Here is a 13191-nt window from a genome sequence, read left to right on the forward strand (position 1 = left end):
GCAACATGCTCGGGGTGCACGGCACCGGGCGGCAGCACGGAGAAGCAATCTGAATCGGCCCAGGTTCTCTGCCGCTACTTTGCGGGTTCGGGCTCTCGGTCGAGGGCCTCGTAGTGGAGCGTCTCGAACTCTACCGGGGTGAGCATCCCGAGGGAGCCGTGGAGACGCCGGTTGTTGTACCAGTCGACCCAGCCGGCGGTCGCGAACTCGACGTCCGAGAGCGTCCGGAAGGGGCCGGCGTGGAAGACCGTGGTGCGGATGCACTCGGTCTTGTACAGGCCGTTCACGCCCTCCATGAGGGCGTTGTCATACGCGTCGCCGACGGTCCCGATCGACGGGGCAATGCCCTCGAGGTCGAGGTGCTCGGTGTACCGGACCGAGGTGTACTGGGACCCGGCATCGCTGTGCGCTACCAAAGATCCTGGTGGGACCGGGTTTCCGTCGCGGTCGCGCTGCCACAGTGCGATCCGCAGCGGAGTCATCACCAGGTCGGTGCGCATGCTGGAGCTGGCGTGCCAGCCCACGATCCGCTGGGCGAACACGTCCACGACGAACGCGACATAGACGAACCCCGCCCACGTCCGGACATACGTGAAATCGGTGACCCAGACCCGGTCCGGAGCCGGAGCCGTGAAGTCACGACTCAGCAGGTCACCGGCACGTTTCCCATCCGGATTAGGGATGGTGGTGCGCAGCTTCTTCACCCGCCGCACGCCCTCGAGGCCAAGGGTCCGCATGGCCCGGTCGACCGCGCCGCGGGAGGTGCCGGCGAGGCCTTCTTGGCGGCGGAGCAAGGCAACCCACTTCCGTCGCCCGTACAAGCCCTCCGGCGTCATCTGCACCTGCCCGGTGACCGGGTTGAACTTCCATGCAAGCTCGCGGACCTTGTCCTCGACCAGAGCGTCTGTGACGGTGCGAGCAGCGATGCGGGCCGGCCGTTTCCAGGCCCGGTAGGTGCGTGCAGCGATCTCCAGGCCCTGCTGGCGCAGGACGCGGAGGATCGACTCGACTGCATAGCCCTCGGCGCGCATCTCGTCGATGAAGGCGAGGATCAGCGGTTGCGGGGGTCGAGCTCCCCCGCGAAGAAAATTGAGGCCCGGCGGAGGATCTCGTTGTCCTCCCGCAATCGCTTGACCTCGGCCTTCAGTCGTTTGACCTCGGCGGATTCTTCGGTCGTGGTGCCGGGACGGGACCCGTCGTCGACCTCGGCCTGGGCCAGCCAGCGCCGCACGGACTCCCGCGAGACGCCCTCTTGGCGGGCGACCGCGGCCGTCGCCGCGGTCAGGGTGGGGTACTCCTGGGCGTGCTCGCGCACGAGCCGCACGCACCTCGCGCGCAGCTGGGGATCGATCTTCTTCGGCATGCTGTCCATCCTCTCGGACTCAAACAGCAGCGGCATCAAACCTGGGCCGATTCAATCCCCTATTGCGAGATCGGTGGCGAGTTGCACGAACTCGCGCAACTCCGTAGGTGTCGCTTGCGCGCCGTGGTCGGTGGTGATGCGGGTGACGTGCTCGCGGATGGTGTGCACCGTCCACGTCGACCCACCCGCCGCACTGCGGTCGAGGGCACGGTTGGCGACTTCCTGCACGCTGAGGTCATCGACGGACACCCGCTCGGGTGCTGGTGCACGGGTGAGGGTCTCGGGGTTGTAACCGGCCTCGACCAGCTCTTGCTTCCAAGCATCTTCGTCGCCGAGGTCGGACGGTTTCTTGTTCGGCCGCTCATGCGCCCACGCCTTGTGCAGCAGCCGCGCGCGGACGACGGGGCCGGCCTCCTCGCCGGGATGCGCGGACTCCCACTCGGCCTCCAACCGCTTCAGGTTGCGTTCGACCTGATGGGCACGCTTGCTCATCACCGGGTTGAACGTCTCCAGCTCCGTGACCTCCCCGGTGACGGGGTCGAGGGTGAGGCCGTGAGCGTCCAGGGTTGCAGCCAGGTGCGGGTGCGCGGCGATCACCGCAGCGCCGAGTGCACGGATCGCACCCTGTTGCTTGAACAGGACCGCAGTATCGAGGGCACGCCACTTGCCCGCGGCGGGCACGCGAGTGCCGATCTGGAAGTGCACATGCCGGTGCGGATCACCGGCACGACTGGTGCGATGCACCACGGCCACCGTCTGCACCGACTCCGCCGGGATGATTTCCTGCTCCCCGCGCGGGCCAACCCGCGTGTAGGCGTGCTGGGCCAGCCACCGCCGAATCTCGGCCACCGCATCCTGCTGCGCGGCATCGAGGGCATCGGAGACCTCCGGGTGCAGGGCGGCAGCGATCGACAGGGACTTGGGGGTGTTGACGACCATCTCCGCGAACCGCGGCGAGCCCTTCCGGATCTCGCCAGCCTCACGCGGGATTCCCATCCGCTCCCCGGTCAGCGGATGGACCCAGTCCACCCAGCCCGCGTACTGCTCCGGGTCCAGCCCGGTGTTCGCGACGACCTCACCGGCGGCGTTGGTGATGGTGAAGTCCGCCAGCGCCGTGCCGCCTTCGAGGTAGTAGTCATCCGCGGTGGACCGGTCGGATTCGAGGTACCGGCGGGCGGCAGTGCCCGGCCCGCGGAAGAGGGTCACGCCGCCTTTCATGCCGGTCACCGCCTTCCTCACGAGTCGCTTCGTGAGGAAGGTGCGCGGGCACTACCGCAGGTAACATGCGTCCATTTATTTGTGTCTTCAGGCGGCGGGGCTGATCGGGGAGGCCATCGCGAGGGTGAGTTGCCGGGCTGGAGCCGATGAGTCGAGACAGCTCTGGGTGGTCCAGCGATCCGGTATGGAGGAGTCAGGGTGAGGGCGGAGACGAGTGTTGAGACTGTGGCGAGGTCGAACAGACACTAGGACCAGGAGGAAGGGGCGGGGAGGCTCGCCTCCTGAAACGCGTGTCGCTCGAGTGGTAGTCTGGGATCATCGGAAGTAAAAACGTGCGTCGCTGTTGAAGACGAGGCTCTCTACAGAGCGCACGAGCACACACGGGACGAACGGCCCGTCACTTCTTCACCGAGAAGGAGTGACCCATGATTCGTCGTCCCAGCCACCAGTCCGAGGCCGTGCAGCCGCCTCACACGCTGAAGGACGCGTGGATCGCGCTGGCCGGGCTGTCGGCCGTGTTCCTGTTCGAGATGCTCGACAACTCGATCCTCAATGTCGCCTTGCCCACCATCGGCCGGGAACTACAGGCCACCGCCACCGCATTGCAATGGGTGACTGGCGTGTACTCCGTCGTGTTCGGCGGATTGATGCTCGCGCTCAGCGCCGTCGCCGACCGCATCGGCCGACGCAAGATGATGCTGGCCGGGCTCGTGCTGCTCGGGATGACGAGTCTCGCGACAGCCTTCGTGGCCACTGCCGGGCAGCTCATCGCCGTTCGCGCGGCGATGGCGGTGGCCGCCGCGATGACCACGCCGGGCTCCCTGGCTCTCGCGTTCCGGCTCTTCGCCGATGACCGCCTCCGGGTACGCGCGATGACGGTGATCTCCACCGTAGGACTCATCGGCCTTGCCGTCGGCCCGATCGCCGGCGGCTTCGTCCTCGCCATCGCACCGTGGCAGACCCTGCTGCTGGTCAACGTGCCGATCGCAGCCATCGCCTTCATCGCGATCCGCAAAGGCATTCCCGCCGACCGGCCAGAAGAGCTTCACCGCGATCCTGTCGATATCTGGGGAGCCATCCTGGGCACCGCGGCCATCGCATCCGCATTGCTCGCCCCCGCCCTCTTCGTCGAAGTGGGCGCAGACACCTGGTTCCCCTGGGCCGGGGTGGCCGCGACCATCGCTTTCGCGGCAGCATTCGCCTGGCGCGAGCGCTCGTTCCAATACCCCCTGCTGGACCTGCAGCTGATCGCGAGCCCGCTCGTGTCCAGCGGACTGGCCTTCAAAGGCGCAGCCAACCTCGCCGTCGCAGGTATCGGGTACCTCGTTGCACTTCAGCTCCAGCTCGACTGGGGATGGACGCCCGCCCAGGCAGCACTGGGCATGCTTCCGCAAGTGATCGTCCTCGTCGCCGGCGGCGCCGTCATCTCGATCCTCGTCGACAAGCTCGGACTCGATCGAGCGGCCTGGCTCAGCGCCTCTGCCGTCGTCGTGGGCCTGGCCGTCTACGCGCTTCTGGGACGCGTCGGATACGTCTGGATCGCTGTGGCCCTCGTGCTCGTCGCGGCGGGAATGCGGGTCGTCGGCGTCGTCGCGGGAACCAACGTCATGAAAGGAGTTCCAGAAGACCGGACCACCGTCGGCGCGGCCCTGGCCGATACAGCCGGCGAGTTCGCAACCGCCGTGGGCATCGCCCTGAGCGGAACCTTCCTCGCCGCCATCTTCACCGGGCACCTCACCGCATCGGCCTGGCCGACCGAGCAGACCGCGGAGTTCCGACTCGCGGTCACCTGGGGCGGAATCGCTCTGACCGTGCTCGCGGCGGGCCTCGTCGCCTTCGGCATGCTCCGAGCCCACGGAGAGAAGAGCGCCCCAGAAATCTAGACCGAAGGGTGTTGACGGCGTGTCCGTCAAGGGAATGAACGGGGCTTCTGCAGGGGCTCTGCTTAAACGAAGAGTGAGATGAGAGAGGCGTGGTCACGGTGTTCAGGGACGAGGCGCAGTCGGTCGTTGCGCTGCACGACGTGGCGGTGACCACCAGGCCGCGCTGCGATGACCGACACCGTGGATGAAGAGGTTGAAGTGGGCCTGCTTGCCTTCCACGCCGCTCACCCCTTGACGAGTCCGCCGTCGACGATGAGGTTCTGACCCGTCACACCCCTGGCCCACGGGGAAGCGAAGAATACGACTGGGTCGGCGAGCTGATCCGGCGTCGTCACCGCCCGCAGCGGGGTGCCCGCGGCGATGCCCTCGAAGACCGCCTCAGGGGTCGCCGCCGAGGCGTCGGTGGTCAGCAGCAGCCCCCCGGAGACCATGTTCACCGTGATGGCCTGCGGGCCGAGATCGTCGGCGAAGGTGCGTGTCAGGGACAGCAGCGCTGCTTTCGCCGCGGTGTAGTCGTGGTAGGGCACGACGGGGTGCTGGAAGAGGTTCGTACCGATGTTGACGATCCGGCCGAAGCCCGCCTCGACCATGCCGGGAAGGGTGGCCTGGATGACGTTGAGAGGCCCATGCACGGAGCCGGTGAACTGTGCGGTGATCTCCTCGTAGGAGATCTGGTCCGCGTGGGAGCGGGCGTCGCCGTTGAAGGAGAAGTCAGCCAGCGCGTTGTTCACGACCGTGGTGATCGGACCGCCAAAGCGATCGGCGGCCTCAGCGACGAGGGCATCGACCTGGGCGCGGTCGCGGACATCAGCCCGGATTGCGATCGCCTTTCCGGGGTGGGCGGCGGCGAGGTCCTCCGCGGCGTCCTGGGAGGTGTGGTAGTCGATGACCACTCGCGCACCCTGGGCCAGGAACGCGCGAGTGATCGCAGCTCGGAGTCCGCGGGCGCCGCCGGTGACGAGGACGATCTGCTCGGTGAGGGGGAGAATAGTGTGTGCCATGTGTATGCCTCTCGATATCGAGGCGAAGGCAACCCGTGCGCACCGAAGAGCGAAAGTTGCTCTTCGGTGCGCTGACACCGCCAACATTGTCGGCGGGTGAAAGTCCGGACATTCCCTTCGCCAGTGCTAACTGGATCAGGTTCAACGGGTGTCATCTCAGCCGACCACGTCCCGTGCTCGAAAGCTGGAACGGGCGGCGCCCCGTGTCACGCCACCATCACATCACGGAAACCACACTCTCCACAAGCTTCGGACGGCCTGATTCTTCGTTACTGGAATCGCTGTCACAGAACACCTGATATCACTACGTGCTATCCGGCAAATGGGCATTCTGGCTTCTTGAGTGTTCCTATTGCTTGCGTTCCAGCTCGAGCGCGGTTTGGGCGATAGCGCGGACGTTGAATGTTTCCGCGACCGGTATCGCAGCCATTTCCTCGAGGGTGAACCATGCCGCTTCGAGTGCGTCATCGTCCGGGACCGGTTCCCCTCGTTCCCATCGGCAGAGCACTGCGATCAGGACGTAATGCAGATTGTGGTCGGCATCGATGACGTCGACAGCATCGAAGACATCACCGGGTGTGGCGAGGACTCCTGTTTCCTCGGCGAGTTCGCGCGCGGTCGCGGCGGTCAGGGTCTCGCCGGGTTCGATCTTGCCCCCGGGGAATGCCCAGCGCTCGGCGTCGGGCATGTGGGCACGCCGGATAAGGAGTACACGTCCTTTTCGGACCACTGCCGCCAGCGTCGCCGGCTTCGGGTAGGAAGCGTCGCGCGTCATCTACCCCGCCCCGATCGTCGACTCGGAGTGGTCTTGGAGGTGGGCTGTGATCTGCATGAACGGTGGATGGTCGATAGGTGCCTGGGAGCCGACGTCCTCTACGGTTTGTGCTCCGCGGTCGGTGACCTTGTCGACTGTGAAGCCGGCCTCGGTCAGCACCGCCTCGTAGGTGCTGATGAACCAGTGCCGGTCGACAAGCTCGAGGATCCCGGTGCCGGGGATCTGCAAGCTGACCTTGCGTTCGTCTCCGTCACGGTAGCCTCTGCCGGGCTCGCCGCTGCGGAAGGTCGGGAACGGTACTCCTGTGGCCGCCGGGTTGCTATCGACGATGAAGAGTCTGCCGGTCGGTGTAAGCACTCGGGCGAGCTCGCGGGCGATCGCTCTCAGTTCCTCGCGTGTGGGCACGTTGATGAATACGAAGCAGCACACGATCGCATCGAATGTGTCATCCGGGTAGGGAACGTGGCCGCTGTCGATGGTGTGGAATCGCGCGGCCGGTTGCGGGGTCTGCGCCCGGGCGAGGGTGATCATGTCGGTGCTGATGTCGACTCCGACGACCTGTGCTGCGGCTCCGGCGTCGAGGAGGCGTCGTGAGACTTTTCCGCTGCCGCACCCATAATCGAGCACGATCCCCCCTCGGCCGCAAGCAGTTTGGAGGTCATTGACGAGCGGGGTATAAGCCAGTCGGTTTTCGACATAGTCGTCATAGGCATCGAACCCTGCTGAGACTGCCGGAGTCGTCCATGATGTCGTCACTGCTGCACCGCCCTCACACGCGCGTTTTCGATGCTGGGCCATCGGCTCACGACCAGCTCCCGGTGGAGGGGATGGAGGTCGCCGATAATCGATGGGTCGACTGGTCGTTGGTATTGGAGTTGCCGGTGGATCCAGAACAGGCGGACAATGTCGACCCACGCTTCCGGAAGATCAAGGGTCGCCAGTGCGCGGCCTGGGAGCTCGTCTGCACGGATCGACTTCTCCAGGGCGAGGACCTGGTGCACCTGGTCCAGGCTCGCCCCCGAGGGCAGCCGTGGAAGAGTGCTGGGTTCCTCCACGATCGTCTGATCATCGCCGCCGAGGAGGGTGTGCACCTTGGTGAGGTCTTTTTCGTAGATGTGGATCGAGCCGACGTTGTGGATGTACACACCCGGGGTCAGGCCCAGCATCGAGGCGAGAAATTCTTGGATGAACGTGAAGGAGAACGTGTCGTTGAGCAGTCCCATGTACGCGTCGTTGGCGCGCATGAACGCGACCATGTGCAGACGGTCCTCACGGCGCAACAGCTGGAGAGCCAGCGTGCAGGAGACGTCGATGTTGCGGCGGTAGATGTCTTCGGAGTCGTCGAAGATCTGCAGAACGGCACGCTTGCTCGCAGGGTCATCCTCGCGGAGGATGTTCACGATTCGTTCGATCGCAGTCTCGTCGCCGACGTGTCTGAGCAGTTTGGGACCATACCCGGTGCCCGGCAGGCTGAGGCCGTCGGGACTGTACCGGCTCATCGAGGGTGCGTAGGTTCGGATGAAGTCGAGGTCGTTCTTCCCTGAGAGGTACCACAGTGCTTCGGCGTAGTTGAAGATGATGTTCTGCCGACGAGACCTGGCCAAGCAGTACCGCCGGGCCGGGTTGGTCAGGCGTGCGGTGTAGCCGATGATTTCGCGTTCGTCCTGCCCGCGGGGACTGTTCTGGTATTCGAACCCGGTGTAGACCTGTCGCAGGGAATCCAGGTAGAGCGTGTGGAGGTCGGGATACTCAGGCTTCACTGACGGCTCCTGCCTGCGCGTGCTCGATCGCGGTGAGGATGCGTGGTCCGGTGGGCTGCTCGGGATCGATGGTGATCATCTGGACGTCGGCGACCGCTGAGAGGCCTCGGACGAGGAACGCGTACTCGGCTCCCTCGTCGAGGAGTAAGACGATGGGTTTGTTCCAGGCGGAGGCCCACCCGATCTCGATGTGCGTGCCCGGGGATGCCGGTGCGCCGGGGAACGCGACGAAGACGTCGCAGGCGGCGATCTCCGTGTAGTCGATGCGTGTGCATTCGCTGGGTTCCATGAACTCACGGCCCCAGTGCTCTCTGCGGTGGGCGCAGTGCACATCCCACCCCTGGGTTTCGAAGAAGTCGATGATCGAGGTGTACTTGTCGATCGCGGCGTCGCCCATCACATGGGTGTCGGCGTCGACGAGAGCTTTGAACGGGCCGGCGAGAAACATCTTTCGCGTCATCGTCACGGCTCCTTTCATGAGTCGAAGTGGTTAGCTCTACCGATCGGAACGAGGAGGGGCTGTTCTGCATCCCTACCCGCGCGGCCAGAGCTGGTGGAAGTGATGCAGGGGACCGTGACCTTGGCCGACGTCGAGGCGGTCGCTGGCAACGAGAGCGCCGTGCAGGTAGGTCTTCGCCCGTTCAACGCTTTCGGGCACGGTGTGGTCAGGCAGCAGTGCGGTGATCGCCGAGGACAAGGTGCAGCCGGTGCCGTGGTCGTTGAGGGTTTCGATCCTGGGAGAGGTGTAGGTGGAGATCCCGTCGGGGCCGGCGAGGTAGTCGACACTGACCGTCTCGTTCGTGAGATGCCCGCCTTTGAGTAGCGCCCACTGACAGCCAAGGCCACGCAGCCCGGTGGCCTGGTCCTCCATCTGCCCCAAGCGGGTGACATCTGTGGTGTCGAGGAGCACGGCGGCTTCGGGAAGGTTCGGGGTGATGATCGTGGCCAGTGGCACGAGCGTGTCTCGGATGGCTGCGACCGCATCGTCGTCCAACAGCCTGTCGCCGCTCTTGGCGACCATCACCGGATCAAGGACCACGGTCTCGGCTTCGTGGTATTGCAGGCGCTCGGCGATGACCTCGGCGATCGCGGCGTTGGCGACCATACCGATCTTTACCGCGTCGACGCGCACATCGTCGAACACTGCATCGATCTGCTCACCGACGAAAGAGGGATCAAGGGGCATGAACGAGCGCACACCGCGCGTGTTCTGTGCCACGACCGCGGTGATCGCGGCCATACCGTAGGTGCCCCTCGCTGAGAAGGCTTTGAGATCGGCGTGGATGCCCGCCCCGCCAGTGGGGTCGGTGCCTGCGATGGATAGGACGTTCTTGATCGTCATGCGTGCACTTCCTTCTGCTGCTGTGTGGCGGCGTAGCGGGCGACCTCGGCGACATCCTTGCTCAGAGTCAGGCGGGCCTCGTCGACCTCGTCGAGGGGGAACCAGCGTGCTTCGAGGGCGTCGTCGCCAGCGTGGGGTTGCCCCGAGCGCCACTGGCAGAGCACGGCGATAAGCACGTAGTGACTGTCCAACCGTCCAGTCTCGTCTCGGCTGAACGCATCAACGGAAGTCAAAACACCGGTCGCCTGACCGATGATGCTGGTTTCTTCACCGAGTTCGCGTTCGGCGGCTTTGGTGATCGTTTCTCCGAATTCGATCTTCCCGCCCGGGAATCCCCAGAATCCTGCATCAGGAGGGTTCGCGCGACGCACCAAGAGGACATGGTCATCTTTGATGAGGACGGAAATGACTGCGACCCTCGGGCGCACCTCGACTGAGGACGTCGCGGGGCCGACAACAGAATGGGACACTGTAACCTCCTAATGGGGAGGCCAGCGAAGGAAAGAAGCCCTGCTAGACCAGTCCCTTCGCCGGCATGATCCGGATCAGGTTCTAGGGTCACCACGCTGACAACGTCCAGTGGTATCTCAGCCCCTTGACGGGACACCCCTCGGTGCAACCCGAATCTACCAGAATGCCGTCACAGATACACCCTGCGCGGATTGCCCGCTGCGGGATGCTGGTGTTGGGATCGGCTGCGCACCTATCCAGTGCTGCGACTGTGCCCGATGGAGCAAGTGCCCGTCTCACGGGTGGAGTCACTGGTCGGTGTCGGCCTTGGACGGTAGAATGGAAGGTGTCGGGCGAGCATGAAGGAGGACAGGTCATGGCGACGACGAAGGCCCTGGAACAGGCCGAGATCGACCGGCTCGAAGCGCAGGTCACTGCGAGCCAGCGGATGGCTAGCGAAGAGGAGACTGACGCCGACCGTGCCCTGGGCCGCAAGGTGCTCACTGGAGAGATGTCCGCCGATGACGCCATCGCCGTCCGGCTGGCGCAGATCGACGCGAAGCACGGCATCACCCGGTAACACGCCGCGGGCCAATGTCTCGGGCGGGGGTGGACGGTGATGCCGGATCATTACACGTATCCCGGCACCGAGGTGCTCGTCAACATCCCCGGCTACACCGACCCGGCGGCGTGGAAGGAAGCCGAGACCGCCCACGGCGCGAGATAGGTGCCCTGGATCACGAGCTGCGAGCGGCGTTGCAGCGGCGAGCACACCGCCTCGACCCCGACCCGCCGTTCGGTCCACCAGACCAGGGGCGGGGGCCACATGACCGAGGACTCGGACTATGAACACTCAACGTACCGCCACAGGCGAGCGGAACGAGAGCAGCGTGCGGGCGGCCCGGTCACGTCCGGGCGAGGAGAACGGGTCCGCAAAATGGGCGGACCCGTTGATCACGACGCAGGCCAACCTCTCAGGGCGAAACCCCTGTCACGGTGGGAGGAAATTTCCTCCCACCGTGCCAGGGGGACGCCCACGGTGCCGCCACTGTGGCGGCGCCGTACGCCTCGCGCGGGCAGGCCATGGTGGTGCCGAATCGGCACCACCATGCCATCCGCAGGTGCGAACCGTGCAGGGGCAACGGGGCCGGAAAATTTCCGGAGCCGTTCACCGGCCCCCGGCGCGGGCACGGTCCTGCAAAATTTGCGGGACCGTTGGCTTGGGCACGGGGGTGGAAAATTTTCACCCCCGTGGGCTCGAGCCGACCGTGGTGCCACCGTGGCACCACCGTCAAGAACGAGGGCAGGTCGACGGTGGTGGCAAATTGCCACAACCGTGCTGCCGGAGACGACGACAGCGGGCTGACGGTGGTGCACAATTTTCACCACCGTGACTTTCCGCTGGTGACTGCTCCGGGGGCGCCGAATCGGCACCCCCGTGCCCGACCCCGTTTTCGGGGCCTCCAAGGGCACGACAGCACTGACCATCCACATATAGTAGCTCGCTCCTGCGCGGATGGCTAGATGCAGTGATTGCTGTTTTTGAACCTCGGGTGTATGGGCGTACCTGTCGGGTATGAACAGTATCCCGACACCCCAGACCCATACGCCCACCACGACGACGAGGCCGCGCCTGGCGATCGACGACGAGGCCCTGACCGACACCGACCGGGAGACGATCCGGCAGGCCGCGAAGACCACAGCCTCCCGGTTCCCGCCCATGAGTGCCGAGCAGGCCGAGCTGATCCGCCACCAACTCCGCGGCGACGCCACCTGACCCACCCGGCATCCTGACCGTCTCGGCATCGAGCCCCACGTCCTTTAGAGTGCGCGGGGCTCGATGAGTACCCGCTCGGGCTCGAAGGCGTTCTGGCCCCGGTTCTGAGTCTGCTGGATGCGGACGTTGAACGTGGCCTTGATGATCTTCCTCCGCTCCAACAGTGGCAGGCCCGCCCACGCGGCAGGCACATCCTCGGCGGTGACCAGGGCACGCACCCGCTCGTCGGTCACCGGGGGGATGAGCGCCTGCTCGGCCTCGGCGATCTGGGGCCGCAACGCGGCTTCCAGCTTCGTGAGCGTGTCGAGGTTCAGACTCCCGGCCGCGTACTGGGCGATGACCTCGTCCAGGCGGGCCTGCAACGCCGCCCGCTTCTGCTCGGCAGCCTCGGCAACCTTGAGCCAGTCGCCGTCGTCGTCGCCGGTGAGCCAGGCGAGGTTGGTCGGGTTCTGGAACCACTCCAGCACGACCTGCTCGACATAGGCGTCCAGGCCCGGCTGGGAGATCATCGTCTTATAGCACCCCCGGAACTGGCACTGGTACTTCACCGCCGGAGTCCTCTCCTTCTTCCGCATCGTGGCCCGCTTCAAAGGGCGGCCGCAGTAGTGGCAGCGGGCGATGTGGACCATGAGCGTCTTCGCGGCCATCCCGCCACCGCCCTTGACGAGACGTCCGGGATCGGCGAACAGGCGCTGGATCTTCTGGAAGTCCTCCCACTCGATCAACGCCTCCCACTGCGCCTGGCCGATGACCTCACCGCGGTAGACGCGCTTGCCGGCGATGGTGGGGTTCTGGAGCACCTGGCGGACGGTGTAGGTATCCCAGCCGCGGGGACTCTCGGCCCACGGCTTCTTCGGTGTCGGCTCCCCAGCATCCTGCAACCGCATCGCTATCGAGTACATGGACTTACCAGCCAGCACATCACGGGCGGCATCGCGGACGATCTGCCCGGTGTGGGGGTCGGGTTCCTGGCGCAGCAGGACACCGGTGTGCTGGTCGTAGACCCGCCGGTATCCGTACGGGAGGCGACCGTGGGGGCGGCCCTTGTCCGCGTTGAGCTTGACTGTGCGCAACTGCCGCTCGCGCATCGTGTTCGCGTCCGCTTCGGCGCGGAGGAACTCGAAGCCCATCATGAACGTGTCATCGGAGCGGGAGAAGTCATACACCCTGCCGTGGGTGAGGTAGAGGACCCCGGCGCGCTGGCAGGCCTTGCGCAGCTGCACGTAAACCTCCATATCGCGCCCGGCACGAGACGGCTCCCAAGAGGCAAAGCCGCCATACCTGCCGGACTCGATCAAGGCCATGGCCTCGTCGAAGCCCTCGCGTTCGCGCCTGCGCCACTGCGAGGCCGACCGGTCAGCATCGCGGACGATCGCCTCCGGGTACCATTCGATCGGCAGGCACCAGCCGACCATGTCAGTGAGCTGGTCATCGATCGAGCGCATCAGCTTGTGCCGGTCCTGTGAGGCCCGCCCATACAGGATCGAAGCGGTCCAGTCGTCCTCGGCCATCTCCCGGAGTCGCTCGACCGCGGCCCGCAACTCCGGCGTGAGCAGCGGTAGCTCCAAGAGCCTGTTCGTCGTGGTCGTGTTGGTGTTCGTTGTGGTGGTGTTCATGGACAT

At 65.5% G+C, this 13191-nt stretch carries 14 protein-coding genes and 2 riboswitches; of the genes, 3 read left to right on the forward strand and 11 right to left on the reverse strand.

The features are described from left to right. Nucleotides 1-74: 74 nt before the first annotated feature. Nucleotides 75-1363 (reverse strand): IS3 family transposase gene (locus JOF44_RS04485; protein WP_209886298.1). Its coding sequence is split into 2 segments (ribosomal slippage): nucleotides 75-1090 and nucleotides 1090-1363, totalling 1290 coding nucleotides; the frame shifts between segments, so codons are not numbered across the junction. Nucleotides 1364-1414: 51 nt separating this feature from the next. Beyond that, entirely contained in the window at nucleotides 1415-2581 is a 1167-nt protein-coding gene (mobF, locus tag JOF44_RS04490) for a MobF family relaxase (RefSeq protein ID WP_245349185.1), read from the reverse strand. A 425-nt stretch (nucleotides 2582-3006) separates the two neighbouring features. On the opposite strand from mobF, the gene JOF44_RS04495 reads away from it, so the two are divergent. After that, a complete protein-coding gene (locus tag JOF44_RS04495; RefSeq protein WP_245348851.1) occupies nucleotides 3007-4464 on the forward strand; it encodes an MFS transporter in 1458 nt (485 codons plus the stop codon). A 224-nt stretch (nucleotides 4465-4688) separates the two neighbouring features. Here the strand turns inward: JOF44_RS04495 and JOF44_RS04500 are convergent, their stop codons facing one another. The 7 genes from JOF44_RS04500 to JOF44_RS04530 form a co-directional block, all read right to left on the reverse strand. Beyond that, nucleotides 4689-5465: a 3-oxoacyl-ACP reductase gene (locus JOF44_RS04500; RefSeq protein WP_127362572.1), complete on the reverse strand. Its 777-nt coding sequence runs from the start codon at nucleotides 5463-5465 to the stop codon at nucleotides 4689-4691. 94 nt (nucleotides 5466-5559) lie between these two features. Next, nucleotides 5560-5679: riboswitch (TPP riboswitch) on the reverse strand. A 135-nt stretch (nucleotides 5680-5814) separates the two neighbouring features. Continuing rightward, nucleotides 5815-6240 carry an NUDIX hydrolase gene (locus JOF44_RS04505; RefSeq protein ID WP_026159443.1) on the reverse strand — a complete coding sequence of 142 codons (426 nt, stop codon included), beginning with the start codon at nucleotides 6238-6240 and terminating at the stop codon, nucleotides 5815-5817. After that, nucleotides 6241-6996 carry a class I SAM-dependent methyltransferase gene (locus JOF44_RS04510; RefSeq protein ID WP_081610377.1) on the reverse strand — a complete coding sequence of 252 codons (756 nt, stop codon included), beginning with the start codon at nucleotides 6994-6996 and terminating at the stop codon, nucleotides 6241-6243. After that, the gene (locus tag JOF44_RS04515; protein WP_018022530.1) at nucleotides 6993-8000 is read right to left on the reverse strand and encodes a thymidylate synthase; all 1008 of its coding nucleotides are present in this window, start codon (nucleotides 7998-8000) and stop codon (nucleotides 6993-6995) included. The genes JOF44_RS04510 and JOF44_RS04515 overlap by 4 nt, the downstream gene beginning before the upstream one ends. Beyond that, the gene (locus JOF44_RS04520) at nucleotides 7990-8466 is read right to left on the reverse strand and encodes a nucleoside 2-deoxyribosyltransferase (protein ID WP_141393761.1); all 477 of its coding nucleotides are present in this window, start codon (nucleotides 8464-8466) and stop codon (nucleotides 7990-7992) included. The genes JOF44_RS04515 and JOF44_RS04520 overlap by 11 nt, the downstream gene beginning before the upstream one ends. Before the next feature lie 66 nt (nucleotides 8467-8532). Beyond that, entirely contained in the window at nucleotides 8533-9342 is an 810-nt protein-coding gene (gene thiD, locus JOF44_RS04525) for a bifunctional hydroxymethylpyrimidine kinase/phosphomethylpyrimidine kinase (RefSeq protein WP_018022528.1), read from the reverse strand. Beyond that, a complete protein-coding gene (locus JOF44_RS04530; protein WP_018022527.1) occupies nucleotides 9339-9812 on the reverse strand; it encodes an NUDIX hydrolase in 474 nt (157 codons plus the stop codon). The genes thiD and JOF44_RS04530 overlap by 4 nt, the downstream gene beginning before the upstream one ends. A gap of 34 nt (nucleotides 9813-9846) precedes the next feature. After that, nucleotides 9847-9963: riboswitch (TPP riboswitch) on the reverse strand. Nucleotides 9964-10168: 205 nt separating this feature from the next. On the opposite strand from JOF44_RS04530, the gene JOF44_RS04535 reads away from it, so the two are divergent. Then, nucleotides 10169-10372 carry a hypothetical protein gene (locus JOF44_RS04535; RefSeq protein ID WP_018022526.1) on the forward strand — a complete coding sequence of 68 codons (204 nt, stop codon included), beginning with the start codon at nucleotides 10169-10171 and terminating at the stop codon, nucleotides 10370-10372. A gap of 92 nt (nucleotides 10373-10464) precedes the next feature. Here JOF44_RS04535 and JOF44_RS04540 read toward each other — a convergent pair whose 3' ends face one another. After that, the gene (locus JOF44_RS04540; RefSeq protein WP_209887846.1) at nucleotides 10465-10620 is read right to left on the reverse strand and encodes a hypothetical protein; all 156 of its coding nucleotides are present in this window, start codon (nucleotides 10618-10620) and stop codon (nucleotides 10465-10467) included. 748 nt (nucleotides 10621-11368) lie between these two features. On the opposite strand from JOF44_RS04540, the gene JOF44_RS04545 reads away from it, so the two are divergent. After that, nucleotides 11369-11569 (forward strand): hypothetical protein, encoded by a 201-nt coding sequence (locus JOF44_RS04545; RefSeq protein WP_096157499.1) that lies wholly within the window; start codon nucleotides 11369-11371, stop codon nucleotides 11567-11569. A 44-nt stretch (nucleotides 11570-11613) separates the two neighbouring features. Here JOF44_RS04545 and JOF44_RS04550 read toward each other — a convergent pair whose 3' ends face one another. Further along, nucleotides 11614-13080: a recombinase family protein gene (locus tag JOF44_RS04550; protein ID WP_245348852.1), complete on the reverse strand. Its 1467-nt coding sequence runs from the start codon at nucleotides 13078-13080 to the stop codon at nucleotides 11614-11616. Nucleotides 13081-13191 lie beyond the last annotated feature (111 nt).

The sequence above is a fragment of the Brachybacterium fresconis genome (assembly GCF_017876515.1).
GTDB lineage: Bacteria > Actinomycetota > Actinomycetes > Actinomycetales > Dermabacteraceae > Brachybacterium > Brachybacterium fresconis.